The 24,060-nt window shown below is 58.4% G+C and carries 23 protein-coding genes; 11 read left to right on the forward strand and 12 right to left on the reverse strand.

Annotated features, from left to right (window positions below; all coding sequences use genetic code 11):
* Positions 1-42 precede the first annotated feature (42 nt).
* A complete protein-coding gene (locus ACO6TG_RS00255) occupies positions 43-1,056 on the reverse strand; it encodes a zinc-binding alcohol dehydrogenase family protein (protein ID WP_422376360.1) in 1,014 nt (337 codons plus the stop codon).
* 104 nt (positions 1,057-1,160) lie between these two features.
* Here ACO6TG_RS00255 and ACO6TG_RS00260 point away from each other — a divergent pair, with 104 nt between their 5' ends.
* Positions 1,161-1,559 (forward strand): winged helix-turn-helix transcriptional regulator, encoded by a 399-nt coding sequence (locus ACO6TG_RS00260; RefSeq protein WP_422376361.1) that lies wholly within the window; start codon positions 1,161-1,163, stop codon positions 1,557-1,559.
* 79 nt (positions 1,560-1,638) lie between these two features.
* Positions 1,639-2,016: a hypothetical protein gene (locus tag ACO6TG_RS00265; RefSeq protein ID WP_422376362.1), complete on the forward strand. Its 378-nt coding sequence runs from the start codon at positions 1,639-1,641 to the stop codon at positions 2,014-2,016.
* 6 nt (positions 2,017-2,022) lie between these two features.
* Here the strand turns inward: ACO6TG_RS00265 and ACO6TG_RS00270 are convergent, their stop codons facing one another.
* Positions 2,023-2,658 carry a MarC family protein gene (locus ACO6TG_RS00270; protein WP_422376363.1) on the reverse strand — a complete coding sequence of 212 codons (636 nt, stop codon included), beginning with the start codon at positions 2,656-2,658 and terminating at the stop codon, positions 2,023-2,025.
* Positions 2,659-2,885: 227 nt separating this feature from the next.
* Here ACO6TG_RS00270 and gyrA point away from each other — a divergent pair, with 227 nt between their 5' ends.
* Positions 2,886-5,693, forward strand: coding sequence for a DNA gyrase subunit A (gene gyrA / locus ACO6TG_RS00275; protein ID WP_422376364.1), 2,808 nt, complete (start codon positions 2,886-2,888; stop codon positions 5,691-5,693).
* A 92-nt stretch (positions 5,694-5,785) separates the two neighbouring features.
* On the opposite strand, the gene ACO6TG_RS00280 is transcribed toward gyrA, so the two are convergent.
* Positions 5,786-6,199, reverse strand: a complete 414-nt coding sequence (locus ACO6TG_RS00280) for a phosphopantetheine adenylyltransferase (protein WP_422376365.1) — start codon at positions 6,197-6,199, stop codon at positions 5,786-5,788.
* Between the two features lie 166 nt (positions 6,200-6,365).
* Between ACO6TG_RS00280 and coaD the strand changes: the two genes are divergently transcribed.
* The 5 genes from coaD (at position 6,366) to tgt (ending at position 10,401) form a co-directional block, all read left to right on the forward strand.
* On the forward strand, positions 6,366-6,872 hold the full coding sequence (gene coaD / locus ACO6TG_RS00285) for a pantetheine-phosphate adenylyltransferase (protein WP_422376366.1): 507 nt from the start codon (positions 6,366-6,368) through the stop codon (positions 6,870-6,872).
* Between the two features lie 43 nt (positions 6,873-6,915).
* Positions 6,916-7,452, forward strand: a complete 537-nt coding sequence (locus ACO6TG_RS00290) for a peptidylprolyl isomerase (protein ID WP_094070727.1) — start codon at positions 6,916-6,918, stop codon at positions 7,450-7,452.
* 48 nt (positions 7,453-7,500) lie between these two features.
* The gene (locus ACO6TG_RS00295) at positions 7,501-7,974 is read left to right on the forward strand and encodes a peptidylprolyl isomerase (RefSeq protein WP_094070728.1); all 474 of its coding nucleotides are present in this window, start codon (positions 7,501-7,503) and stop codon (positions 7,972-7,974) included.
* 192 nt (positions 7,975-8,166) lie between these two features.
* Complete coding sequence (queA, locus tag ACO6TG_RS00300; RefSeq protein WP_422376367.1) at positions 8,167-9,240, forward strand: tRNA preQ1(34) S-adenosylmethionine ribosyltransferase-isomerase QueA; 1,074 nt, start codon at positions 8,167-8,169, stop codon at positions 9,238-9,240.
* Positions 9,241-9,249: 9 nt separating this feature from the next.
* Complete coding sequence (gene tgt, locus ACO6TG_RS00305) at positions 9,250-10,401, forward strand: tRNA guanosine(34) transglycosylase Tgt (protein WP_422376368.1); 1,152 nt, start codon at positions 9,250-9,252, stop codon at positions 10,399-10,401.
* 30 nt (positions 10,402-10,431) lie between these two features.
* On the opposite strand, the gene ACO6TG_RS00310 is transcribed toward tgt, so the two are convergent.
* The 3 genes from ACO6TG_RS00310 to galU form a co-directional block, all read right to left on the reverse strand.
* A complete protein-coding gene (locus ACO6TG_RS00310; protein WP_422376369.1) occupies positions 10,432-10,866 on the reverse strand; it encodes a DUF4864 domain-containing protein in 435 nt (144 codons plus the stop codon).
* 183 nt (positions 10,867-11,049) lie between these two features.
* On the reverse strand, positions 11,050-12,348 hold the full coding sequence (locus tag ACO6TG_RS00315; protein WP_422376370.1) for a nucleotide sugar dehydrogenase: 1,299 nt from the start codon (positions 12,346-12,348) through the stop codon (positions 11,050-11,052).
* Positions 12,349-12,462: 114 nt separating this feature from the next.
* Complete coding sequence (gene galU, locus ACO6TG_RS00320) at positions 12,463-13,356, reverse strand: UTP--glucose-1-phosphate uridylyltransferase GalU (protein ID WP_422376371.1); 894 nt, start codon at positions 13,354-13,356, stop codon at positions 12,463-12,465.
* 366 nt (positions 13,357-13,722) lie between these two features.
* Between galU and kdsA the strand changes: the two genes are divergently transcribed.
* Complete coding sequence (kdsA, locus tag ACO6TG_RS00325; RefSeq protein ID WP_422376372.1) at positions 13,723-14,571, forward strand: 3-deoxy-8-phosphooctulonate synthase; 849 nt, start codon at positions 13,723-13,725, stop codon at positions 14,569-14,571.
* A gap of 141 nt (positions 14,572-14,712) precedes the next feature.
* Positions 14,713-15,987, forward strand: a complete 1,275-nt coding sequence (gene eno / locus ACO6TG_RS00330; protein ID WP_422376373.1) for a phosphopyruvate hydratase — start codon at positions 14,713-14,715, stop codon at positions 15,985-15,987.
* A gap of 69 nt (positions 15,988-16,056) precedes the next feature.
* Here eno and ACO6TG_RS00335 read toward each other — a convergent pair whose 3' ends face one another.
* From ACO6TG_RS00335 to ACO6TG_RS00350, 4 genes are all read right to left on the reverse strand, one after another.
* Complete coding sequence (locus ACO6TG_RS00335) at positions 16,057-16,731, reverse strand: DsbA family oxidoreductase (protein ID WP_422376374.1); 675 nt, start codon at positions 16,729-16,731, stop codon at positions 16,057-16,059.
* Between the two features lie 116 nt (positions 16,732-16,847).
* The gene (locus tag ACO6TG_RS00340) at positions 16,848-18,029 is read right to left on the reverse strand and encodes a hypothetical protein (protein ID WP_422376375.1); all 1,182 of its coding nucleotides are present in this window, start codon (positions 18,027-18,029) and stop codon (positions 16,848-16,850) included.
* Between the two features lie 13 nt (positions 18,030-18,042).
* A complete protein-coding gene (locus ACO6TG_RS00345; RefSeq protein WP_422376376.1) occupies positions 18,043-19,674 on the reverse strand; it encodes an AMP-binding protein in 1,632 nt (543 codons plus the stop codon).
* A 24-nt stretch (positions 19,675-19,698) separates the two neighbouring features.
* On the reverse strand, positions 19,699-21,513 hold the full coding sequence (locus ACO6TG_RS00350) for an extracellular solute-binding protein (protein ID WP_422376377.1): 1,815 nt from the start codon (positions 21,511-21,513) through the stop codon (positions 19,699-19,701).
* Between ACO6TG_RS00350 and ACO6TG_RS00355 the strand changes: the two genes are divergently transcribed.
* Positions 21,503-22,447 carry an invasion associated locus B family protein gene (locus tag ACO6TG_RS00355; protein ID WP_422376378.1) on the forward strand — a complete coding sequence of 315 codons (945 nt, stop codon included), beginning with the start codon at positions 21,503-21,505 and terminating at the stop codon, positions 22,445-22,447. The genes ACO6TG_RS00350 and ACO6TG_RS00355 overlap by 11 nt on opposite strands.
* A gap of 72 nt (positions 22,448-22,519) precedes the next feature.
* On the opposite strand, the gene hspQ is transcribed toward ACO6TG_RS00355, so the two are convergent.
* Positions 22,520-22,843: a heat shock protein HspQ gene (gene hspQ / locus ACO6TG_RS00360; protein WP_094070739.1), complete on the reverse strand. Its 324-nt coding sequence runs from the start codon at positions 22,841-22,843 to the stop codon at positions 22,520-22,522.
* Between the two features lie 102 nt (positions 22,844-22,945).
* Positions 22,946-23,986 (reverse strand): HpcH/HpaI aldolase/citrate lyase family protein, encoded by a 1,041-nt coding sequence (locus tag ACO6TG_RS00365; protein WP_422376379.1) that lies wholly within the window; start codon positions 23,984-23,986, stop codon positions 22,946-22,948.
* Positions 23,987-24,060 lie beyond the last annotated feature (74 nt).

The following is a 24,060-nucleotide window of genomic DNA, read 5'->3' on the forward strand; positions in this document are numbered from 1 at the left end:
TCCCGCGTTCCAGGCGTATCTCGGCAAACGCGGGAAGTCCGCCTAGAAACCGGTGAGCACGATCTTGCCAATCGTGGCATTGCTTTCGATCTGGCGGTGCGCGTCCAGCAAATTCTCTGAATTGATGGGGTCAAGCGTCCTGGAAAGGGTGGTGCGCACCTTGCCCGCATCCACAAGCTCCGAAACCCTGTTGAGCAGGGTTTGTTGTTCCTTCATGTCGGCTGTCTGAAACATGGAACGCGTGAACATGAACTCCCAGTGCACGGAGACGGCCTTTGGCTTGAAGGGCATGATGCTCAGATCTTCCGGATCGTCGATCAGGGCAAATCGTCCCTGGGGTGCGATCATCGCGGCAATGTCGTCCAGATGCTGACCTGTATGGGTCGTTGAGAACACAAAGCCCGGTGCATCGAGTTTCAGCGCTTCAAGCTGATCTGCCATTGGTTTTGAATGATCGAGCACATGATGTGCTCCGAGTTCCCGGCACCAGGCCTGGCTCTCCGGACGGGATGCGGTCGCGATGACAGTCAGGTCCGTCAATTGGCGCGCAAGCTGAATGGCGATCGAACCGACGCCGCCGGACCCGCCGATGATCAGCAGGCTGCGCGTGTTTCCCGGGACCGGGTCGTTCACTTTCAACCGGTCAAACAGCGCTTCAAAGGCGGTGATGGCCGTCAGCGGCAAGGCGGCTGCCTCGGCGAAGCTGAGGCTTTCCGGCTTGCGCCCGACTATGCGCTCGTCGACGAGGTGAAATTCGGCGTTTGTGCCCGGCCTTGTCAGATCTCCGGCGTAGTAAACGTCATCTCCTACTTTGAAGTCGGTGACGTCAGGGCCCGTTGCGACAACGGTTCCCGCCGCGTCATAGCCGAGCACAACCGGGGTGTCGTTTTCCGATGCACGGCGTTGTCGGACCTTTGTGTCGACCGGGTTCACCGCAACGGCTTTCACCTCGACCAGAAGGTCCGCACCGGACGGCGATGGTTTCGGCAGATCGAGATCCTGAAGGGCATTCGGTTCGTTTGCGGGGAGGCTTTGATAATATCCAATGGCACGCATGTGTGTCTCCTGATTTGCGTGCCCCTCAAAATGACCATAAAACATAGAAGCGCAAGAATGCACAATTTGGGCAGTTACCGACACAATAGAACCTAAGGCACAAGATGGATACTTTGAAGAAGACCAAGTCTGAAAAGGATACTTACGATTGCCATCCGGGCTGTGCAGTCGAGGCCGCGCTCAGCCTGATCGATGGCAAATGGAAAGGCGTCATCCTGTTCCTGCTGCTCGACAGGGAGGTGCTTCGCTTCAATGAGTTTCAAAAGGCCCTGCCGAACATCACGCAGCGGGTTCTGACGGCCCAGCTGCGCAGCATGGAGGCGGACGGTCTTCTGACCAGAACAGTGTATCCCGTGGTGCCCCCCAAGGTGGAATACAGCTTGACCGAATTGGGGGCGTCGCTGGAACCGGTGATCAAGGCCCTGGCCGGATGGGGCAACGCAAACAGGTCGCTCTGGCCCAAGGGCTTCAAGCGGGACGCTCATCTGCAACAGGCTGGCTGACGCACTCGTGATTTTTACAAGGGCTCGATAACGGTCAGGATGCCTGCCTGCCGCAACCAACCCAATCACGGACGATCAGATGCGCGTAGCTCGAATAATTGTTGCCGGATGTCTTCTTGTTACCAGCCTTGGTGTCGCGACGCAGACCCTTGCGGGGGACGTTGAAATTGTCGATGCAAAGGCACGGTCGTCAGGCGATAGCTGGACATTTTCCGTGACCCTCAAGCACGGCGATACCGGCTGGGACCATTATGCCGATCTCTGGCAGGTCTACACGCCGGACGGGGTGTTGCTTGGCGAGAGAGTGCTATTGCATCCGCATGAGAACGAACAGCCCTTCACCCGCTCATTGTCAGGTGTGCAGGTTCCAGATGACGTGACCGAAGTCGTCATCAGGGCACGTGACAACGTTCACGGTGTGTCGCCACAGGAGTTCCGCCTGAAGCTTGACCGCTAGGCAGCCTTACCCCCGGACAAAGGCAAGCACGCCATCGGCGACGAACTGGACGGAAAGAGCAGCCAGCAACACACCGAGGAGCCGCGTGATCACGAGCTGGGCCGTATCGCCCAAAAGCCTCTCGATCTTGTCGGCCAGGAGAAACGCGCCCATGCAGCTCAGGAGAATGATTGCGATAACCGCACCCAACCCGGCATAGGCCAGGGTGTCGGGCGCTTCACCGGACAAAAGAATGATCGCGGAGATCGCCGCCGGACCGGAAATCAGCGGGATGGCAAGAGGGAAGATGGCAAGTTCATTCACCGTGCCATGATGCGCCTCCGATTCCACCGCCTTTTCTGCTGTTTCCGTTTTGCGTTCCTGGCGCTTGCCGAAGATCATTTCCAGCGCAATCATGAACAGCAGGATGCCTCCGGCGACGCGGAAGGCGCTGACGGATATGCCCAGAACATTGAGAACCGTCTGCCCGGAAGCGTAGAATACGAGAAGGATGCCGGCCGCCGTGACGGTGGCCCGAATGGCAACTTTTCGCCTGTCCGACTTGCTCATTCCAGCTGTGACGGCCAGGAACATCGGCGCCAGTCCGACCGGATCGATGGTCACGAAAAGCGTCGCGAAAGCGTTGATGTAATAGTCGAGCATTTCTGGTTCCCGGGGCGGTTTTTCAGGCGTCGTGACGGCCTTACTATAGGGCTTTGCACGCCGCGGCGACCGGCCGCGCAAAAATGATTTTTCAACCCTGTGAATACTTCTTATAGAGTATTGATTTTAAAGACTTATTACTTAGGTGGAAAAGCGCCCGGAATTTGGACCGCAGCCTTGAATCGGATATAAAAGACACAGCAATAACAATGAAATGAGTGTCTTCCTTGGCTGACCAGGACAACAGCACCCCTTCAGACGGCCTCCCGTCTGATATCAAACCGGTCTCCATCGTCGATGAAATGAAGCGCAGCTATCTCGATTACGCCATGAGCGTGATCGTGTCCCGTGCGCTGCCCGACGTACGAGACGGACTGAAACCGGTACACCGGCGCATCCTCTATTCGATGCACGAGAACGGTTATGAGTGGAACAAGCCCTATCGCAAGTCGGCCCGTGTGGTCGGTGACGTCATGGGTAAGTACCACCCCCATGGCGACAGTGCGATCTATGACGCTCTCGTGCGCATGGCGCAGGATTTCTCCCTGCGTCTGCCGCTGATCGACGGGCAGGGCAATTTCGGCTCGATCGACGGCGACCCGGCCGCGGCCATGCGTTATACGGAGTGCCGCCTGGAGAAAGTCGCGCACAAGCTGCTCGACGATATCGACAAGGATACGGTCGACTTCCAGGAGAACTACGACAACTCCGAATCCGAACCGGTCGTGCTGCCGGCGAAATTTCCGAACCTGCTGGTGAATGGCGCAGGCGGCATTGCCGTCGGCATGGCCACGAACATCCCGCCGCACAATCTTGGCGAAGTGATCGACGCTGCCATTGCCATCATGGAAAATCCGGCAATGACGCTGGAAGACCTGATGCAGATCGTGCCGGGCCCGGATTTCCCGACCGGCGGCATGATCCTTGGCCGCGCGGGTATTCGCAGCGCTTACGAAAGCGGCCGTGGTTCCGTCGTCATGCGGGCCAGGGTAGATGTCGAGGAAGTCCGCAAGGATCGCAACGCGCTGATCGTGAGCGAGATCCCGTATCAGGTCAACAAGTCGACCATGATCGAGAAGATTGCCGAACTGGTGCGTGACAAGCGCATCGAGGGCATCTCCGACATTCGCGACGAGAGTGACCGATCCGGCATGCGGGTGGTGATCGAGCTGAAGCGCGACGCGGTTCCGGACGTGATCCTGAATCAGCTCTATCGTTTCAGCCAGCTACAGACCTCTTTTGGCGCCAACATGGTTGCGCTGAACGGCGGCAAGCCGGAGCAGATGAACCTCTCCGACATGCTGCGCGCCTTCGTGGCCTTCCGAGAGGAAGTGATCCAGCGGCGCACGCGTTTCCTTCTGAAGAAGGCCCGTGACCGGGCTCATATCCTGGTTGGTCTGGGCATCGCGGTTGCCAATATCGACGAGGTTATCAAGCTGATCCGCAGCGCCCCGGACCCGGCAACGGCCCGCGCCCAGCTGATGGAGCGCAACTGGCCGGCCCAGGACGTCGAAGCGCTCATCCGGCTGATCGACGACCCGCGTCACATGGTTCAGGAAGACGGCACCTACAAGCTGTCCGAGGAACAGGCCCGCGCCATTCTCGACTTGCGCCTGCAACGCCTGACCGCCATGGGCCGGGACGAAATCGAGGAAGAGCTCAACAAGATTGGCGCAGAGATTTCCGACTATCTCGACATCCTGCGCTCGCGAGCGCGCATCCAGGAAATCGTCAAGAACGAGATGCTGGAGATCAAGGAAGAGTTTGCGACGCCGCGGCGGACGGAAATCATCGAGGGTGGTCCGGATTTCGACGAGGAAGACCTGATCCAGCGCGAGGACATGGTGGTGACCGTTTCCCACGGTGGCTACATCAAGCGTGTTCCGCTCGCGACCTATCGGGCGCAACGCCGCGGCGGCAAGGGCCGGTCCGGCATGGCGACCAAGGAAGAGGATTTCGTCACCCGGCTGTTCGTGGCCAACACGCACACACCGGTGCTGTTCTTCTCCTCGCGCGGCATCTGCTACAAGATGAAGGTCTGGCGTCTGCCGCTTGGCGGCCCGACCTCGCGCGGCAAGGCCCTGATCAATCTGCTGCCACTTGAGCAGGGGGAACAGATCACCTCGATCCTGCCACTTCCTGAGGATGAGGACAGCTGGGCGGATCTGGACGTGATGTTCGCAACCGTGCGCGGCACGGTCCGCCGGAACAAACTGTCCGATTTCGTCAACATCAACCGCAACGGCAAGATTGCCATGAAGCTGGAGGACGGCGACGGCATCGTAGGTGTCGACACCTGCTCCGAACATGACGACGTCATGCTGACCACCAATTTCGGTCAGTGTATCCGTTTCCCGGCAACGGATGTCCGGGTTTTCGCGGGCCGGAACTCTGTCGGCGTCCGCGGCATTCGCCTGGCGGACAATGACCGGGTCATCTCCATGCAGATCCTGCATCACATCGATGTCGATGCGGAAGAACGGGCCGCTTATTTGAAGCTTTCCCGCGCTATGCGCGGCGAAGCCGATGAAAACGGCAACGGAGCGGACGAGGACGGCGTGGTCGCAGGAGACCTGCCGCAGGAGCGGTATGCTCAGATGAGCGCTGCAGAGCAGGTCATCCTGACGATCTCCGAGAACGGATACGGCAAACGGACCTCGTCCTTCGAGTACCGGGTCACCGGCCGCGGCGGCAAGGGCATAACGGCCATGGCGGTGAATGACCGCAATGGCGGTCTGGTTGCCTCATTCCCCGTCGAGGAAAGCCACCAGATCATGCTGGTGACCGATGGTGGTCAGCTGATCCGGTGCCCGGTCGACGGCATCCGCATTGCCGGGCGCGCGACGCAGGGCGTCATCGTCTTCAAGACAGCGGCTGAAGAAAAAGTCGTTGCCGTGGAAGGCATCTCCGAAGTGGATGAGGACGACGACCTCGAAGAAGACGGCGAGGGTGCCGAAGGCGGAGAGGCCGCAACCGACGGTGATGCTGGCGATACACCAGCTGCCGAAGGCGGCGACGACGCGCCGGAAAGCTGATCCTTCAGGATCAGGCTCCAAAACGACAACAGCGGCCAGGGTGGAACCTGAGCCGCTGTTTGCCGTTACGGGGAGGGAGGTATTTGAAACGTTCAGTTTGTTGCCGGGTAGCGCGCCAGAATGGTCTCGTTCACGGTCGGGGCGGATTTTTCAACGGTGACGAACGAAACCTTGCGCACCTTGCTGGCACCCGTCAGGGCCGCTGCGCAGTCTGCTGACCAGGCGCCCCAGGCCTGCGACTTGCAGGTATCGGATGTGGAAGTGGCGACGCGGTCGCCCTTGGTTGTCGTCAGACCCTGCGTTGCCAGGCTTGTCAGATCTTCTGCCTGGGACGCATTGCTCGGATGCATCGTCATGACGCCAGCGGCGATCATGGTCAGAAGCGCCAGCATGAAAACAGCTGCCAGCTTCACATGCATGGCCGGATCGACGGCCTTGGCACGAGTGGCAAAGGGTTGAGCCGCTTGTGCCTGCGCGGTCCGGTCGGTGGTTGAATTGCTCCTCATTGTCCTGGCTCCTGCTCACGCCACTTGGATTTCGATGACCTCACCTTGGAACATTGTTGGAAAGCGCGATGTGACGACCGTCACAGTTTGTCAGTTGCTGGCAGAATGCGGATCTGTTTCAGGCTTTCCCTTGTGAGGTGGCAACAGGCAGAGTAAGGAAGGAGCCATGACTCGTATTGCGCTCTACCCGGGTTCTTTCGATCCCGTCACCAACGGCCATATGGATATTCTGCGTCAGTCGCTCGCACTGGCGGACAGGGTTGTGGTCGCGATCGGCATCCATCCGGGCAAGTCTCCTCTGTTTTCCTTTGACGAGCGCGTGGCACTCATTCACGCCTCAGCCGAAGCGGAATTCTCTCCCGAGGAAGCAAGCCGGATCGATGTGATTGCCTTTGACGATCTGGTCATCAACACTGCTCGCAACCAGAAAGCCGGCTACCTGGTCCGCGGACTGCGGGACGGCACGGACCTTGACTACGAGATGCAGATGGCCGGCATGAACGGCACCCTCGAACCGGAGATCAGAACGGTTTTCCTGCCGGCTTCTCCAAATGTCCGCCATATCACCGCCACCTTGGTGCGACAGATCGCAAAAATGGGTGGGGAAATCTCTGCTTTTGTGCCTGAGCCGGTCGCCGAACCGTTGCGCCGCCGGGCCCGACCGGACAACTGATCCTTTTCACTCCCGAACCTGGACCGAACATCAGGAGATTCCAGTGTCACGTTTGTTTGCAACCTTCGCCGTTCTGGCATCGCTCATTCTCTTCCCCTTCGCCGCCAATGCCCAGGGCGACCCGGAAAACACGCTCTTCCTTGATCTGAAGGACGGCCGTGTTGTCATTCAGCTCCGCCCGGACCTGGCTCCCGAGCATGTCGCCCGGATCAAGAAGCTGGCCCGCGAAGGCTTTTATGACGGCATTGTCTTTCACCGGGTCATCGATGGCTTCATGGCGCAGACCGGTGACCCGACCGGGACGGGCCGGGGCGGCTCCAACGAACCGGACCTGAAGGCCGAGTTTTCCCGTGAGCCCTTCAAGCGCGGCACGCTCGGCATGGCCCGCGCCTCCAGCCCCAACAGCGCCAATTCCCAGTTCTTCATCATGTTCGACAATGGTGACTTCCTGAATGGCAAGTACACCGTATTCGGTGAGGTCGTCGACGGCATGCAGTTTGTCGACAACATCAAGCGCGGCGAACCGCCGGCAAACCCGGACAAGATCGTCAAGATGCAGGTTGCAGCGGACGCGCAATAAGTCCCGAGCCTCATAGCCCCATCTTTCAAGACCCTAGGAGATATTCTCATGGCCGATATCAAAGACGCCGAAAACACCCTTCTCATGGAAACCAGCCAGGGCTCGATCGTGATCGAGATGAAACCGGATCTGGCACCGACCCACGTTGCGCGTATCAAGGAACTCGTGCGCGAAGGTTTCTATGACGGAATCAAGTTTCACCGCGTGATCGACGGTTTCATGGCCCAGACCGGCTGCCCGCAGGGAACAGGAACCGGTGGTTCCGGCCAGAAGCTGAAAGCCGAATTCAGCAACGAAAAACACGTCCGCGGCACATGCTCCATGGCCCGCGCGATGGACCCGAATTCCGGCGACAGCCAGTTTTTCATCTGCTTCACCGACGCACCGTGGCTCGATGGCCAGTACACCGTCTGGGGCCAGGTGATCGAAGGCATGGAAAATGTCGACAAGATCAAGCGCGGCGAGCCGGTCGTTGATCCGGACAATATTGTGTCGCTGAAAGTGGCCGCCGACGCAGCCTGATCACGGCCCCAATCGGGAACCAGGACGGCGCGGAAGCAATTCCGCGCCGTCCTGTTGTGCGCAGGACCCTGCGCCGGTTGACCTTCGGCCAATCCATCTTTAAGAGCCGCAGACTGATCGATACGGCATCCGGGCCAGCTTCCTGGTCCGTGGACCAGAGCGATAGCCCCCAAATAGCACCAGGTGAGCGCCATGCGCGTCGACCAATTCGATTTTGATCTGCCCAACGAACGTATCGCATTGCGTCCGGCGCGTCCCCGCGATGCGGCTCGAATGCTTGTTGTGCGCCCTCAGGCCGATGCCCCCCTTATCGATGGCGGGGTGCGCGACCTGCCGGATGTTCTGGAGCCGGGGGACGCACTCGTTTTCAATGACACCAGGGTGATTCCAGCCCAGCTGGAAGGGACCCGCCTGCGCGGCGAAATTTCGGCTGGAATCGGGGCAACACTGCACATGCGTACGGGGCCTGACCGTTGGAAGGCCTTTGTGCGTCCGGCAAAGAAACTGCAGGTGGGCGACGATGTCCTGTTTGAGGGCTTTGGGACGCGGTTGACCGCAGAAGTCTCGGAAAAAGCCGATGGCGGCGAGGTCCTGCTGGTATTCGACCGTTCCGGTCCCGCACTGGATGCGGCAATTGCGGCTGTGGGCCACATACCCCTGCCACCCTATATCGCGCAGAAGCGCGGTGAGGACGAACAGGACCGTCAGGATTACCAGACCATGTTCGCGGAAAGGGACGGGGCGGTTGCCGCACCGACGGCCGGTCTGCATTTTACGCCGGGCCTGCTTCAGGCGCTTGAAGATCGCGGCATCGAACACCACCGCGTCACGTTGCATGTCGGCGCGGGTACCTTCCTGCCGGTCAAGGCGGACAAGACCGAAGACCACAAGATGCATGCCGAATGGGGCGAGGTTTCGCCGGAGACTGCCGAAGCGCTGGCGGCCGTCAAGGCACGCGGCAACAAGGTCGTCAGTGTCGGAACGACCTCCTTGCGCATTCTGGAGAGCGCTGCCGTGAAAACAGGCAGGATCGCTCCCTTCAAAGGCAATACCTCGATCTTCATCACGCCCGGTTACCGGTTCAAGGTCATCGATGCCCTGATGACGAATTTTCACCTACCCCGGTCAACCCTGTTCATGCTGGTCTCCGCCTTGTCAGGCCTTGAGACCATGCGCGCCGCCTATGCCCATGCCATTGATCAGGAATATCGATTCTACAGCTACGGGGACGCCTCCCTGCTGTTTCCCGACAAGGACGCCGTCTAAGGACATCTCATGAGCCAGGACAAGAACACATTCGGCTTCAAGCTGATCACCACGGACGGAACAGCGCGCCGCGGCGAAATCACCACACCGCACGGCATCGTTCGGACGCCCGCCTTCATGCCGGTCGGCACCCAGGCGACCGTCAAGGCCATGTATCCGGAGCAGGTCCGGGAAACCGGCGCTGATGTGGTTCTGGGCAACACCTATCACCTGATGCTGCGGCCGACGGCGGAGCGCGTCGCCAAGCTCGGTGGTCTGCACAAGTTCATGAACTGGCCGCACACCATCCTGACCGACAGCGGTGGCTTCCAGGTCATGTCACTCGCCCAGTTGCGTAAGCTCGATGAGGACGGCGTCCGGTTCCAGAGCCATATCGACGGCCAGAAATACCATCTGACACCGGAGCGGTCCGTGGAAATTCAGGGCCTGCTCGGATCGGACATCCAGATGCAGCTGGATGAATGCATCAAGCTGCCTAGCCCGAAGGAGGAAGTCCAGAGGGCGATGGAACTGTCGCTTCGTTGGGCGGAGCGATCACGCCGGCGGTTCGAGGCCATGGGTGGTCCGGGCAAGGGGCAGGGGCTCTATGGTATCGTTCAGGGCGGCGATCAGCCGGATCTACGCATCCGTTCGGCCGAAGAACTCGGCAAGATGCCGTTTGAGGGATACTCGGTCGGCGGACTGGCCGTCGGTGAACCCCAGGAAGTGATGTTGAAGATGCTCGACATCACCACGCCTGTCATGCCGGTCGACAAGCCGCGCTATCTGATGGGCGTTGGCACGCCTGACGACCTCCTGGAAAGCGTCAGGCGCGGCATCGATCAATTCGACTGCGTCATGCCAACCCGTGCCGGTCGCCATGGCCTCGCCTATACGCGCTTTGGCAAGGTGAATCTGAAGAATGCACGCCACCAGGAAGACCCGCGTCCGCTGGATGCGGAGGCCGAGTGTCCGGCAGCAAGCATCTACAGCCGTGCCTATCTGCATCATCTGGTGCGCGCAGGCGAGGGGCTTGCCGGCATGCTTCTGACCTGGAACAACATCGCCTACTATCAGTTTCTGATGCAGGGCATGCGGGACGCCATCGAAGCGGGCCGTTTCGAGGATTTCTATGCTGAAACGAAGGAAAACTGGGCGAAAGGTGACATTCCGGCGCTTTAACGCCGGCACGCCATCTCGAAATTCAGATCCTCAGGCCGAAAAACCTTCGGACTTCGTCAGATAGCAACCGGAAATGCGCCAGCTTCCGTCAGGCTGTTTTTCAAAGCTGTACAGCGCTAGCCAGTTCTTGCCCTGCGGACCAGTCACGTAGACTTCCTGGGTCGGCCCGAACTTGGTCATTTTCGACTGCCCGAACGTGACGCTTTTGGGCTGATACACCGGCCGGTAGCCCTGTCGCACCATCTCCATGAAGAATTCGGGCGTCTGGAACCGTCGCTGAAGTGAATCCGTTGCAAAGGAAAATGCTGCCTTGGCGTTGCCGGAGGCAAAGGCGCTCATCTGGTTCTTGATGATCGTCTGAAGCTTAGCGCCGTCGAAGCCCTCTTCGGCTTTGAGCGTGGCAGTCGCCAGCAGAAGACTGGCACCGGCTGCTGCAGCCAATTTCCAGAAACGGTACTGAGCCATGATCGATGTCTCCTGTTCTGAAACCCGATCAGTATACGGCTCAATTCCTTACCCAGATCCCACCTTTTTTGAGAAATCCCCGACGTCAACAGGCAGCCGACGGCGGAACGGTTCGCGTTCGTCGCCTCGAGCTGAAGAGTTTAAGGCCAAAGAAAGCGGTCAAGGTCAAAAATCAATGCAATTTCAAAGCCGCCAAAGCGTAACGCCGTCAGGGACACTTGCCCGGTCCAGCTTGGCTGGAATGTCGGCGACAAGACCACCGCCGTCGCGAAGATACGCTGTCATGGTTTTCCAGCCGGAAGACCCTTCGCAGAATTGCGCATGCGGCACAGCCAGAACCACGACGTCTGCAGGTTCCAGGGAATCGCTCGAGGTCAGGGTGATTCCATATTCCTCAATCACTTCCTGTGGATCAGCAAAGGGATCGGACACCTCTACACGCGCCCCGAAGTTTTTCAGCTCTCGGATCAGGTCGACCACCTTGGAATTTCGGGTATCGGGCACATTGGCCTTGTAGGTGATCCCGAGCACCGTGATCTTCGGCGGCATGTTCAGGCCGAGCCGGACACACTCCTGGATGATTTTTCCGGCAACGAACCCCGGCATAGCTTCGTTGGTCCCGCGCCCGGCCAGGATCACCTGTGGGGTCATGCCGATTTCATGGGCCTTGTGGGTCAGGTAATATGGATCGACACCGATGCAGTGGCCTCCGACCAGCCCGGGCTGAAAGGGAAGAAAATTCCACTTGGTCGCGGAACCCTCAAGCACGTCGCGGGTGTCGATGTCCATCTGGTGAAACAGCATGGCCAGTTCGTTCATCAGGGCAATGTTGAGATCACGCTGGGTGTTTTCTATGACCTTGGCAGCCTCCGCCACCTTGATGGACGGCGCCCGGTGAATGCCGGCGGTTACGACCGACCCGTAAAGGGCAACAAGCAGGTCCGTCGAACTTGCGCTGGAGGCCGCGACAATCTTGGTGATGTCGGCAAAACCGCGTGACGTATCGCCCGGATTGATCCGCTCCGGCGAATAGCCGACCTCGAATCCGTCTCCCAACCGGTATCCGGAACCGTGTTCCAGGATCGGCACGGCAACGTCTTCCGTTGCCCCGGGGAAGACGGTCGATTCAAATACCACGATCGAACCGTGTTTCATGATCCGGCCAACGGTTTCCGCGGCCTTGCGGAACGGTGTCAGGTCCGGCCGCTTGGCCTCGTCGACCGGCGTCGGCACGGCAACGATGAGCACGTCGCGATCAGCCAGAGACGCTTCATCGCCTGAAAAGGTGAGTGTTGCCGCCGACAGGTCTTCAGGAGAAACAGACGCCGTGCCGTCTCGACCGGACCGCAACTCATCAAGCCGCTTCGTGTTGATGTCGAAGCCGACTACGTCGTAGCCCTTGGCCGCAAAGGCGGTTGCAACCGGCAGGCCGACATAGCCAAGGCCGATGATGGCGAGTTTCTTAGTTGCGAGTTCTTGCATGGGCAGGGGGCGTCCGAATTGGGCCAGAGAAAGGGCCGGACCCTGATAAAGAGCCCGGCCCAGTCCTAATCCGTTCGCTATTGCGATTTCAAGCCCATAGCGGCTGACAGAGACTTATTCGGCAGCCTCGGGATGATCGATCATCTCTTGCATGAAGGGGAGCAACTCCTTTGCAAGACTTGGATCATCCAGACCGAATGCGATGTTTGCGCTCAAAAACCCGGCCTTGTTGCCACAGTCATAGCTGCGTCCCTCGAACTTCAGCGACGCAAAGGGCTGTGTTTTCATGAGCGCAAGCATGCTGTCGGTCAGCTGGATTTCACCACCTGCACCCTTGTCCTGATTGGACAGCAGGTCGAAGATTTCAGGCTGGAGAATGTATCGTCCGGTGATCTGAAGGTTGGACGGTGCAGTACCCTGCGGCGGCTTCTCGACCATATTCGTGATCTTGTGCGCATTCTTGCCGATTTCGCCGGCAAGCTCGACGATGCCGTAATTATGCGTTTGATCATCGGGCACCTCTTCCACGGCTATGATGTTGCCGCCGGCCTTTTCATAGACATCGACCATCTGCTTGAGACAACTCACCTTGGATTTGATGATCACATCCGGCAACAGGATGGCGAAGGGGTCGTTTCCGATGATGTCCCGGGCGCACCAGATCGCATGCCCGAGACCAAGCGGCGCCTGTTGCCGGGTGAAACTTGTGGACCCGGGTTGAGGCCGGTGCTTTTCAAGCAATTCCAGAGCCGCGGTCTTGTTCCGCGCCTTGAGCGTGTCTTCGAGCTCATAGGCCATATCGAAATGGTCTTCGATGACCTGCTTGTTGCGCCCAGTGACAAACACGATGTGTTCAATGCCTGCTGCGCGGGCCTCATCAACGACATATTGAATGATCGGCCGGTCAACGATGGTCAGCATTTCCTTCGGCACCGCTTTGGTTGCGGGCAGGAAGCGCGTGCCTAGTCCGGCGACCGGCAGGACCGCTTTGCGAATGGGCTTGTTCATTTCAGGCCTTCCAATGCTTTTACGAGCGTTTCCAATAGTCTTTTGCCCACTCATAAACAAGCGTGGCGCGAATCTCACGCTTAAATATCGGGTGTTTGTGGAGCTTCGGTTAAAGACACGAGGAAGTCGGTTCGCTCTCGCTGGACACTGAAAACCCCGCAAAGAAAGGGACACCAGGAGACTGGTTCGTCCGGCGAAATGCCCGCGAAGAAGTTTAATCGATTTAATTGCGGTATTGCACTGCGCCATGCCGCTGTTGCGGGTTAGACAAAAGAAGGTTATGGAACACGCAAATTATTGCTGGGTGAGGGCAGACCCTGAAGGCAACACCGTGCAACGCGGCGACCTTCCGACAGATGGTGGAATATGACCGAGGCAAATCGAGTAGTTTCCGTTGGCAATGTGTCTTTTAGCAACGATGCGCCGTTCAGCCTGATTGCAGGGCCGTGTCAGCTGGAGAGCCGAGAACATGCGCTCGAATGCGCCGCGGCAATCAAGGAGATCACGGAGAAGCTCGGTATTTCCACAATCTTCAAGACGTCCTTCGACAAGGCCAACCGCACCTCTCTTTCCGGACAACGCGGCGTCGGTCTGTCTGATGCTTTGCCGATCTTTGCAGAGATCAAGGAAACCTATGGCATGCCGGTATTGACCGACGTGCATGCGCCGGAGCAATGCGCACCGGTGGCAGAGATTGTTGACGTCCTGCAGATCCCTGCCTTTCTGTGTCGCCAAACAGACCTTCTGGTCGCTGCCGCAAAAACCGGCCGTGTCGTCAACGTCAAGAAAGGCCAGTTTCTTGCCCCCTGGGACATGAAGAACGTACTGGACAAGGTAACGGGCTCCGGCAATCCAAATGTCTTGCTGACCGAGCGCGGTGCAAGCTTCGGGTACAACACACTTGTGACCGACATGCGGTCCCTGACCATTATGGCTCAGACCGGTGCTCCGGTAGTTTTCGATGCAACTCATTCTGCACAGGCACCGGGAGGACAAGGTGGCTCTTCGGGTGGAGATCGAACCATGGTGCCGGTCCTGGCGCGCGCTGCAGTTGCCGTTGGAGTCGCCGGCCTCTTCATTGAGACCCATCCGGATCCCGACAAGGCACCGTCCGACGGTCCGAACATGGTGCCCCTGAGTGAGCTGGAAGCACTTCTTGCGCAGCTCAAGGCACTTGATGCGGTTATCAAGTCACCGGCTGTTGCCGCCGAATAGATTGTTTCAGCCGTATCTTTGGATGCGGCTTTCTCATGTGGAGCCTTGCTCCGTTTCTCGCGCCGGTCTGCCGGCGTCCGTAAATGCCGGACCCCGTCCGGCAAACGTCAGTACAGCTACTTTTGACAGGGAGTTCATTCCATGACCGCCATTATCGATGTCATCGGCCGTCAGATCTTTGACAGCCGCGGCAATCCGACCGTTGAGGTCGACGTATTCCTGGAAGATGGCTCCTTTGGCCGTGCCGCTGTTCCGTCCGGCGCGTCGACCGGCGCGCATGAAGCCGTTGAACTGCGTGACGGCGGCGACCGTTACATGGGCAAGGGCGTTCAGAATGCCGTTGATGCCGTCAATGGCGAGATCTTTGAAACGATCGGCGGCCTTGAGGCCGAGGATCAGCTGCAGATCGATCAGGCGATGATCGACCTTGACGGCACTTCGAACAAGGCCCGTCTTGGCGCCAATGCGATCCTGGGTGCGTCTCTTGCCGTTGCCCGCGCTGCGGCCCAGGCGTCCGGCCTGCCGCTCTACCGCTATGTCGGCGGCACCTCCGCCCGCACCCTGCCGGTGCCGATGATGAACATCATCAATGGCGGCGCCCACGCCGACAACCCGATCGATTTTCAGGAATTCATGATCATGCCGGTTGGGGCCGAAAGCCTCAGCGAAGCCGTTCGCATGGGCTCTGAGATCTTTCACACGCTCAAGAAGGCCCTGAACGCTGCCGGTCACAACACCAATGTCGGCGACGAAGGTGGCTTTGCACCGAACCTGGAATCGACCGACGCCGCCATCGGCTTTGTCATGAAGTCCATTGAAGCGGCCGGTTACAAACCGGGCGAGGACGTCTTTCTGGCGCTTGACGCCGCTTCGACCGAATTCTTCAAGGACGGCAAATACGTCCTGGAAGGTGAGGGCAAGTCACTGGCACCTGAGGAAATGGCTCAGTATCTCGCCGATCTCGTGTCCCGCTATCCGATCATCTCCATCGAGGACGGTCTGGCGGAAGATGACTGGGACGGCTGGAAGGCCACCACGGACCTTGTTGGCAACAAGTGCCAGCTGGTCGGTGACGACCTCTTCGTCACCAACTCCGAGCGGCTGCGCAAGGGCATCGACATGGGCGTTGCCAACTCCATCCTGATCAAGGTCAACCAGATCGGAACGCTCTCCGAAACACTTGATGCCGTCGAGACTGCCCACAAGGCCGCCTATACCGCCGTCATGTCGCACCGGTCAGGCGAAACCGAAGACAGCACTATTGCCGACCTGGCCGTTGCCACCAATTGCGGACAGATCAAAACCGGTTCCCTGGCCCGTTCCGACAGGCTCGCCAAATACAATCAGCTGATCCGGATCGAGGAAGAACTGGGCCCGCAGGCCATCTACGCAGGCCGGTCCATCCTGAAGGGCTGAGCCTTGCCTCTCTGAAAACGAAAAACCCCGCAAAAACCGCGGGGTTTTTTGTTGTCTGCTTTCGGGCTTTTACTGGGACGCGGCAGCCTGCGGATTGGTTTTTGTTTCCTCCGCATGCAACAGGGCGGCGGCAATCGTTTCTGCTTTTTCAGCTCCGGCCAGAACAAACCGCCCATCGATGATGAAGCAGGGAACGCCGGACACTCCCGAATTCACGGCGTTTTCAATCTGGGCAATGACTTTGTCGAGATCGGTTTCCGTTTCAAGGAGCTGCTCCACCAGATCGGACTGCATGCCGGCTTCTTCGGAAATCCGGACCAGCGTTTCGGATTTGGTCAGGTCCTCTCCGTCAAGGAAATAGGCCTTGAAGAGACGCTCAACCACCTCGTCCTGAAGATCGTCCGCGCGAGACCACAGGATCAAGCGGTGGCAATCGAGAGTATTGGGGGACAGCCTGATATCCTCAAATGCAAACGGGATGCCTTCTTCCTGACCCGCCGTCCGGATCTGGCTGTAAAAGGCATTTGCACGATCCATCCCGCCGAACTTGTCGCTGAGATACTGCTGACGATCCTTGCCGGATTTCGGCAGGGTAGAATCAAGCTGGAACGGATGCCAGCGCACTAGAACATTCAGTTGCGGCACAGAGCGGAGCGCGGCTTCCAGCCGCCGCTTACCGATGTAACACCACGGACACATCACATCCGAAACGACATCGACGGTGAGTGGGGCAACATCTGTCATGCGACTTCCTGATTACTGACTGGTTCACTCAAGGCTAGTGCCTTGTGGGTATTTGCCAAGCCCCATTTCGTGGCAACGTTAAGGCAAGACCCACAAATTTCGCGATTTGCGCTGGTTTAGAGCACTGTATGGGTCAAAATCGAGTTGATCCGTTTTTGCAGACGCGTGGTACCGGCTTCGTTTTTCAGAACTGCAACGGGACCGACGTCGCGAATGAGGCACACAAGATCCTCGTCACGGCTGGTCGCATCAGCGATCGACAACAAAGTGGCGTTGATTTCTTCAAGCTCGTCCAGGGAGGTGACTTCGATGCCGAAATTTTCGGGTTGAAGGCGCATCTCCCAGAGATCCAGGCCCCTTGCAGCCAGCTGGTTGCTGCAGGCTTCCAGGTAGGTGGTGTAGTCTTCAACCCCCAGACCGCCGACATTGACCTGCTGACGCAGCCACATATGGCTTTCTGCAAGCACCCGGTCTGCAAGGCGACGCCTTTTGCCGAAACGGATGGCGGCGTTCAGGCGCTTGACCAGTGTTTCCTTGCGGTTCTCTCCAACAAGAACGTCCGAGGCGCCGTTCCGGAACAGCAGCACCAGATCTTCCTCGCGCTCACAAACCGCAAGGACCGGAAGGCCGGCAAACCGGGCGTCCCGCCTGATCTGTTGCATGTAGTCAATCGCATCATCAAACGGCGCATCAATGACAACCGCGTCGAACGCCCGCTTGGACATGAATTCGACGGCCATGCTTCCATCAAACGCGCCGACAACCTCGACTTTCTGGTCGCTGGCGTCCTGCCATTCCAGAAAACGTCCGCTCAAGCCAACAACGAGCAGGCTGCTGGACCCTGAATGATGCGGCGCGGAGCCGAAGCCGGGGATACGTCCGAAGACCCGACGGCGCAACTGTGCTTCATCAGACCGCAGCAGCGCGCGCTGATGAATGCAAATCAGCATCAGGAGAACTTCGTCCGGTACGATCCGGTCGATCACCGCCGTGGGCTGAAGTCCGTCCGGCAAGAGGTCGTCGTTGCCCGTGAGGAGATAGAACGGGACTTCGCACACGAGATTCCTGATCTGCGGCATCAGCCATTCAAAGAAAGCCGTTTTCTGGCCCTCTTCCAGCTCCGCCACATCAACCACGACCGCCGCCGGCAGCGCCAGAGGAAGTCGGCTCCCGCGGTCAAACATCTTCAGAAGCGATACGTCCAGATCTTCCGGAGCGTCCCCGCTGCCGCTGCGCCTTGGCCGGCGTCCGGCGTACCAGTAAGGACCGCGCCAGGAGAGCGAGGTTTCTACATCCATTCCCTGTCCCCGACTATGCCACGGCTGCAGGCAGACGCTGGGTTCGCATGGTCAACCGCTCGCGGCAGATGGTTCCATCGTCGTTGCGTGGCAATGACTGTAAAATCAGCACACGATGGGGGATCTTGGCAAGGTCTACGCCTTCTGCATCCAGATAGGCAAAGAATGCACCCGCGTCAGGGACATGTCCGGGATCGGGAACAAGAGCGGCATACATGCGGGCACCAAGAACCGCGTCTTCAACGATGAAGGCGGCGGCTTCTCGAATCCCCGGATAGCTTGAGTAGATCCGATCTATGGTTTCAAGGTTTCCGGTTCCCAGCGCATATTGGCCGGGAATGCCGAAGCCGGCGAGACCGTCATCTACCAGTTCAACCTTGATGTTGGTGTTGAGATATCCGGTCCCCTCCCAACGAACACGCCGCTGGTCTCCGTTGATGGTGCGCCAGCCGACTTCCGGGACCATGGGTCCTTTCACCAGCAGGGTCGGGGGGTGATCATCCACTTCGTCAGTGACTGCAATTTCCAGAAGGGCTGGCCCGCTCTCGCACCCGTTCGGCCCGTTATGCTTTCCCAGTGCTGTTGGTTTCATCTTGGCAGAAGGACCACGCGCCTTGGCAACAAGTGCGAATTCATCGGCAAGATGCAGGTCGACCAGACGTCTGCGCGCAACGAAAGTGGTAGGATGTGGCGCCGCAATGTTCCAGGCAGCCAGCAGGGACGTTTTCGAATTGGTCAGCTTGCGGTCCAGGGTCTGCGCAAGCGGGCCAGGTGTCATGACCACGTCCGCATCGACCTCATTGGCGTGTGCAGCGAGATTCGCAAGGGAGGTCGGATGGTGCAGATGCAGTGTGCCTCCAGTCATAAGCCAGGGCACAAGACCGCCGCCCAGACCGGTCAGGCCACTCAGCGAATAGGGCAGAACCACCGTGCTGGCGTCCTTGATATGCGCTTCATGAACAACCATCTGCGCCGCCGATGTCCAATGATTGTGACACCGCGTAACCGGAACATTTTCCTCGCCGCTACGGCTCCAGCAGATCGTGGCGGTATGGTCGGCCGGGTCGGGTCTTTCGCTTGGCGAGAACTGAAGGTCGTCGCCCATTTCGGCAAGCATGGGACCAAGTTCGATCAAGCCGTCAGGGACATCCTTGCCAAGCCCGAAGACAAAGCGCAGAGAGAACAGGTCGGCAGCAACGTCCCGGGCCGCCGCGCCTACTTCGCGGGTTTCAACGCGATCGGCGGCAATGAACCCCTTCGCCCCGATGGAATTCAAGGCTTCCAGTACGTTCTTTTGCCGCCAATGCAATGGCAGAGGCGAAACAATCAAGTCGGCCCGCAAGGCGGCTAAAACGGCGATGACCGTATCAACCGTATTGGGGGCTTGCACGCCGATGACGTGATCAGCCGTCAGCCCAACCGTGTTGTAAAACGCCGCCAGCCGATCGATTTCCCGGTCTGCTTCGGCGTAGGTCAGCTGTCTGGGCGTGCCGCCTGTCCAGGTTTCGCGGTCAGGGGCATCGACCAGTGCCAACCGGTCGGGATGTTCTGCCGCCGTCTTGCCAAAGAGCGCGTCAAGCGGCACATCGGACCAGGCTCCGCTTTCATGATACTCCTTGCTCAGGCTTTCTTGGGTGGCTTTCATATTGTTCTTCGTCCATTGGTCCGTTTATTGGGCCGCAGCAGCTGACCACCAGGTGTCAAATTCGTGCCCGTAAAGGGAATCCTGCTGAGGCGGAACGACATCTTTCCAATACGCAACCCAGTCGTCCGATACATGATAGAGCGGCACCGCATAGGCACCCGAGATGAGAACGCGGTCGAAAGCGCGAACGGCGTCCACAAAGTCCTCGCGGCTGCGAGCAGCCACAATCTCGTCGATCAACGCATCGATGGCCGGTTCCTTTGCGCCAACGAAATTGAACGAGCCTTCGGTGTCAGCCGCTTTCGTCGACCAGCGGCCATATTGCTCCGCTCCAGGTGAGAGGGAGGCATACCAGGTGTTGAACACCATATCGAAATCGCGTTTCGTTCGGCGATCCTCGAACTGGGACGGGTCGACACTGCGCACGCTTGCGTCGATGCCCAGGAGCTCAAGCGTCTTGATGTAGGCGAGCGCCAGTTTCTCCTCATCCTCGTTCTTGGCGAGGATCTCGAAGGTCAGCGCCTTGCCGGTTTCCTTATGGACCAGCTTGCGATCCTGCAGGCCATATCCGGCCTCGCCGAACACATTGAGCGCTTCACGCAGCACCTTCCGGTCTTGTCCGGATCCGTCCGCGTCAGCAGGACGCCAGGTGCCGGCCATCACATCCGGGGCGACGGCATCAGGGAAGGGCGCCAGAAGCTTCTTTTCGCGATCGCTGGCCGGCCGGCCGATCGACGACAAATCCGAATTGTCCCAGTAACCCGCTGTGCGCGTGTAGAGACCGTAATAAAGGTTTTCATTCACCCACTTGAAGTCAAACAACATGCGCAGGGCCTTGCGTGTGTTGACGTCTGAAAACTGCTCGCGCCGCGTGTTGAAGGCAATGCCCTGCATGGCCGCCGGAATGCCAAGCGGCTTGGCCCGTTGAATTACATCCCCGTTCTGGGCGGCAGGGAAATCGAACCCGTTGGCCCACCGGGCCGGATCGCGGAATTTGAGGGCGTTTACGAGGCCCTTCTTGAAGGCTTCCTGCAACGTGGTTTCGTCACGGAAATACTCGATCCGGATTTCATCGAAATTGTCGAACCCGGCCTTTACCGGCAGATCCTTGGCCCAATAGTCTGAGTTCTTTTCATAGACCACGAGCCGGCCCGGTTCGATCGTCTTGAACGTGTAAGGTCCGGACCCCACTGGTGGTGTAAGCGTCGACTTGTCAAATGTGTCGAAATCGGTGTTCTTCTTCGAGAAGATCGGTGCCAGCGAAATCAGCAGCGGCAGCTCCCTGTTGTCGCCGTTCTCGAATACGAGTTTCAGGCGGTTCGGGGCCGTGACTTGCTTCTCCTTGATGGCCGCATACCAGTTCCGATAAGGCGGCCGGCCCTTGGCCTCGATCACTTCCAGAGAGAAGATCACATCCTCAACGGTGACCGGAGACCCGTCAGAGAACCTCGCATCCGGATTGAGTTCGAATTCGATCCACTCGCGGCTGTCGGGCATGCGCACACGCTGCGCCAGCAGGCCGTAAAGCGAAAACGGCTCAGTATAGGAACGCACAAGCAGGCTTTCCAGAATGTTGTTGCCGAACTCCCGCTCGCGCATGCCGCGCGCCGATGTCCAGCCGCCCTGAACAATGAAAGAGTTCAGGCTGTCGAAGGTGCCTTGTACCCCCAGAGTGATCGTGCCGCCTTTCGGCGCGTCTGGGTTTGCATAAGGGAACGGTTGCCCTTCTTCGAGAGCCGGCGTGCCATGCATGGAAATCGCGTGAACCCAGGGCGTATCTTCCTCCGCCTGCGCCGCGAAAAACGGCAAGGCCATCACGGAGCCTGCCGTGAACGTCACCGCTGCAACGTTCCGAATAGCTTTGAAAAAAGGATTGGCACCAATCGAAAAACGCATAACCACCGTCCGAGATTCCGTTGATTCTCAGCTTTCAGGGTATCACAGGGTTAACGCAAACGCCTCTGATGCAAGCAACAATCAGCAAGATATTCAGATTTGTTTGAAAGCAGGGGGCTGCGTTGCAAATCGGCCACCCTCTTGCCCAAATTCAGTGTCTTACCATGGATTAACGAAGCGAATGTTCCATGGGGCCTTGCGGTTGCTACCGGAATGCATCAGAACAACGCGAATGTTTCATACACGCACGATTGAGGACGTTTCGATGAAGAGTGTTTTGAAAAGAGGATTGTTCGGATGCGCAGCCGGCGCATTCGTGGCCCTGTCTTCTTTCGCAGGTGCTCCCGCAATCGCCCAAGAAGAAAAAAGCCCTTGGACGAAGGCGTGTAACACCAATCCCAATACGCAGAAGGAAATCTGCTTCATTTCGATTGAGCTGCGCACCAATACCGGCCAGTTCCTGAGCAACATTGCAATTCAGGAGACAGCTGGCGAGGCACGCAAGAAACTTTTGGTTGCTGTTCCGACCGGTGTCTTGATCCAGCCGGGCGTTCGCATTCAGATCGACGACAGCAAGCCGGTCCAGGGCAAATACAGCATCTGTGCTCCTAATGCCTGCTACGCGGAGCTGGCCATTGACGACACCTTCATCGCCGCGATGAAGCAGGGCGGCGAAATGATTGTCGCGCCTTACAACCAGCAGGCAAAAGAAATCGTCTTCAAGATGACCCTGATCGGATTCACCAAGGTCTATGACGGCGAGCCGATGAACCTGGCTGAACTTCAGAAGCGTCAGGAAGAGCTTCAGAGCGAATTGCAGAAACGCGCCGACGAAGCCCGTCAGAAACTGATTGATGCGCAGAACGCTGATCAGTAAGGCTTCGAAAAGCTAAAGGAAAAAGGCCGGCTCCAACGGGAGCCGGCCTTTTTTGCTGAAGGGTCAAGACCTTCAGTGAATTTCGACGCTACGCGGCAGATAAGAGCCGTCTGTCTGTTCCTCGAAAATCTCTTCGACCTGCGGATGGCGAACGGGCTCGCCGGTCATGTCCGGCTCAAGATTCTGCTCGCTGACATAGGCAACGTATTCAGTTTCCTCGTTTTCTGCGAGCAGATGATAAAACGGCTGGTCACGCAGAGGGCGCACGTCTTCCGGGATGGCATTCCACCATTCCTCGGTATTGCTGAAGGTCGGATCGACATCGAAGATCACGCCCCGAAAGGGGTAGATACGGTGCCGGACGACCTGACCAATTCTGAATTTAGCCGTACGCATGGTTCTTCGTCCGCTTAGTGCATGCACTGCCGGGATACCGTTTTGGCTGACAGCTTGCAAGCGTTCTAACATTAAACCGTAACGCCGGAGCCTTGCGAAATTCTAAAGACCATAGACCGCTGCAAGTTCAGTGTCTTTTGATGCAACCAGTTTTGCAAGGTCTACGATAACTTTCGCCTGTTTCCAGGTCGCATCGTCCTGCATCTTGCCGTCGATCATCACCGCACCGGTGCCGTCCGGCATCGCTTCCAGGATACGTTTTGCAAAGCCAACCTCCTGCGGATCCGGTGAAAACACCTTCTTGGCAATGTCGATTTGGCTTGGATGCAGGGACCAGGCGCCGAGACACCCCATCAGGAAAGCGTTGCGGAACTGGCTTTCACAGGCGGCCGCATCGGCAAAGTCGCCAAAAGGGCCATAAAAGGGCTTCAGCCCATAGGACAGGCACGCGTCGACCATTTTTCCGACTGTATAGTGCCAAAGGTCCTGCTGATATGCTGTCCTGGCCCCGTCGGGGTTGGCGTCGGAAAGCACGGCATAGTCGGGGTGGCCGCCGCCAACCCGTGTTGTTTTCATGCCGCGTGAGGCGGCCAGATCGGCCGGACCAAGGCTCATGCCATGCATGCGCGGACTGGCGGCAGCAATCTGCTCGACATTCTTCACGCCTTCTGCCGTCTCCAGAATGGCGTGGATCATGATCGGCTTTGCGATACCGGAGCGCGCCTCCAGCTGTGCCAGGAGCTGATCGAGATAGTGGATGTCCCAGGCCCCTTCGACCTTGGGAAGCATGACGACATCCAGCTTGTCACCGACTGCGGGTACGATTTCCAGAAGATCGTCGAGAAACCAGGGACTGTTCAGACAATTGACCCGTGTCCAGAGGCCGGTCGAACCGAAGTCATTTTCGCTTGCCAGCTGAATAAAGCCCCGGCGCGCATCCGTCTTGGCTTCGGCCGGGATCGCATCTTCCAGGTTGCCCAGAACCACATCCACCTTGTTGATCAGGTCCGGCACCTTGGCCCGCATTTTTTCAACATGCGGCGGCACGAAGTGGATCATCCGTTCCAGCGTTACCGGCAGGTCCCGTAAAGGGGCAGGGGCACCGATTGCAAGCGGTTTGTAAAATGCACTTGGGGTTTTCATGAAACAGCTATCCTCCACCTGTCGAACGGATAGCTATAACGCCTATGCTGCGCTGCAACCATCCCCCGAAAGGC

The organism is Roseibium sp., assembly GCF_965233565.1.
Lineage (GTDB): Bacteria > Pseudomonadota > Alphaproteobacteria > Rhizobiales > Stappiaceae > Roseibium.

What these genes read in the sequence shown, in the direction of transcription:
- ACO6TG_RS00335 (WP_422376374.1), bottom strand. Translation starts at nt 16,731, where the DNA reads ATGACAGATGTTGCCCCACTCACCGTCGATGTCGTTTCGGATGTGATG.
- ACO6TG_RS00295 (WP_094070728.1), top strand. Translation starts at nt 7,501, where the DNA reads ATGGCCGATATCAAAGACGCCGAAAACACCCTTCTCATGGAAACCAGC.
- tgt (WP_422376368.1), top strand. Translation starts at nt 9,250, where the DNA reads ATGAGCCAGGACAAGAACACATTCGGCTTCAAGCTGATCACCACGGAC.
- kdsA (WP_422376372.1), top strand. Translation starts at nt 13,723, where the DNA reads ATGACCGAGGCAAATCGAGTAGTTTCCGTTGGCAATGTGTCTTTTAGC.
- ACO6TG_RS00255 (WP_422376360.1), bottom strand. Translation starts at nt 1,056, where the DNA reads ATGCGTGCCATTGGATATTATCAAAGCCTCCCCGCAAACGAACCGAAT.
- ACO6TG_RS00260 (WP_422376361.1), top strand. Translation starts at nt 1,161, where the DNA reads ATGGATACTTTGAAGAAGACCAAGTCTGAAAAGGATACTTACGATTGC.
- ACO6TG_RS00265 (WP_422376362.1), top strand. Translation starts at nt 1,639, where the DNA reads ATGCGCGTAGCTCGAATAATTGTTGCCGGATGTCTTCTTGTTACCAGC.
- ACO6TG_RS00340 (WP_422376375.1), bottom strand. Translation starts at nt 18,029, where the DNA reads ATGGATGTAGAAACCTCGCTCTCCTGGCGCGGTCCTTACTGGTACGCC.
- queA (WP_422376367.1), top strand. Translation starts at nt 8,167, where the DNA reads ATGCGCGTCGACCAATTCGATTTTGATCTGCCCAACGAACGTATCGCA.
- ACO6TG_RS00310 (WP_422376369.1), bottom strand. Translation starts at nt 10,866, where the DNA reads ATGGCTCAGTACCGTTTCTGGAAATTGGCTGCAGCAGCCGGTGCCAGT.
- ACO6TG_RS00315 (WP_422376370.1), bottom strand. Translation starts at nt 12,348, where the DNA reads ATGCAAGAACTCGCAACTAAGAAACTCGCCATCATCGGCCTTGGCTAT.
- ACO6TG_RS00345 (WP_422376376.1), bottom strand. Translation starts at nt 19,674, where the DNA reads ATGAAAGCCACCCAAGAAAGCCTGAGCAAGGAGTATCATGAAAGCGGA.
- galU (WP_422376371.1), bottom strand. Translation starts at nt 13,356, where the DNA reads ATGAACAAGCCCATTCGCAAAGCGGTCCTGCCGGTCGCCGGACTAGGC.
- ACO6TG_RS00280 (WP_422376365.1), bottom strand. Translation starts at nt 6,199, where the DNA reads ATGAGGAGCAATTCAACCACCGACCGGACCGCGCAGGCACAAGCGGCT.
- eno (WP_422376373.1), top strand. Translation starts at nt 14,713, where the DNA reads ATGACCGCCATTATCGATGTCATCGGCCGTCAGATCTTTGACAGCCGC.
- ACO6TG_RS00365 (WP_422376379.1), bottom strand. Translation starts at nt 23,986, where the DNA reads ATGAAAACCCCAAGTGCATTTTACAAACCGCTTGCAATCGGTGCCCCT.
- coaD (WP_422376366.1), top strand. Translation starts at nt 6,366, where the DNA reads ATGACTCGTATTGCGCTCTACCCGGGTTCTTTCGATCCCGTCACCAAC.
- ACO6TG_RS00270 (WP_422376363.1), bottom strand. Translation starts at nt 2,658, where the DNA reads ATGCTCGACTATTACATCAACGCTTTCGCGACGCTTTTCGTGACCATC.
- hspQ (WP_094070739.1), bottom strand. Translation starts at nt 22,843, where the DNA reads ATGCGTACGGCTAAATTCAGAATTGGTCAGGTCGTCCGGCACCGTATC.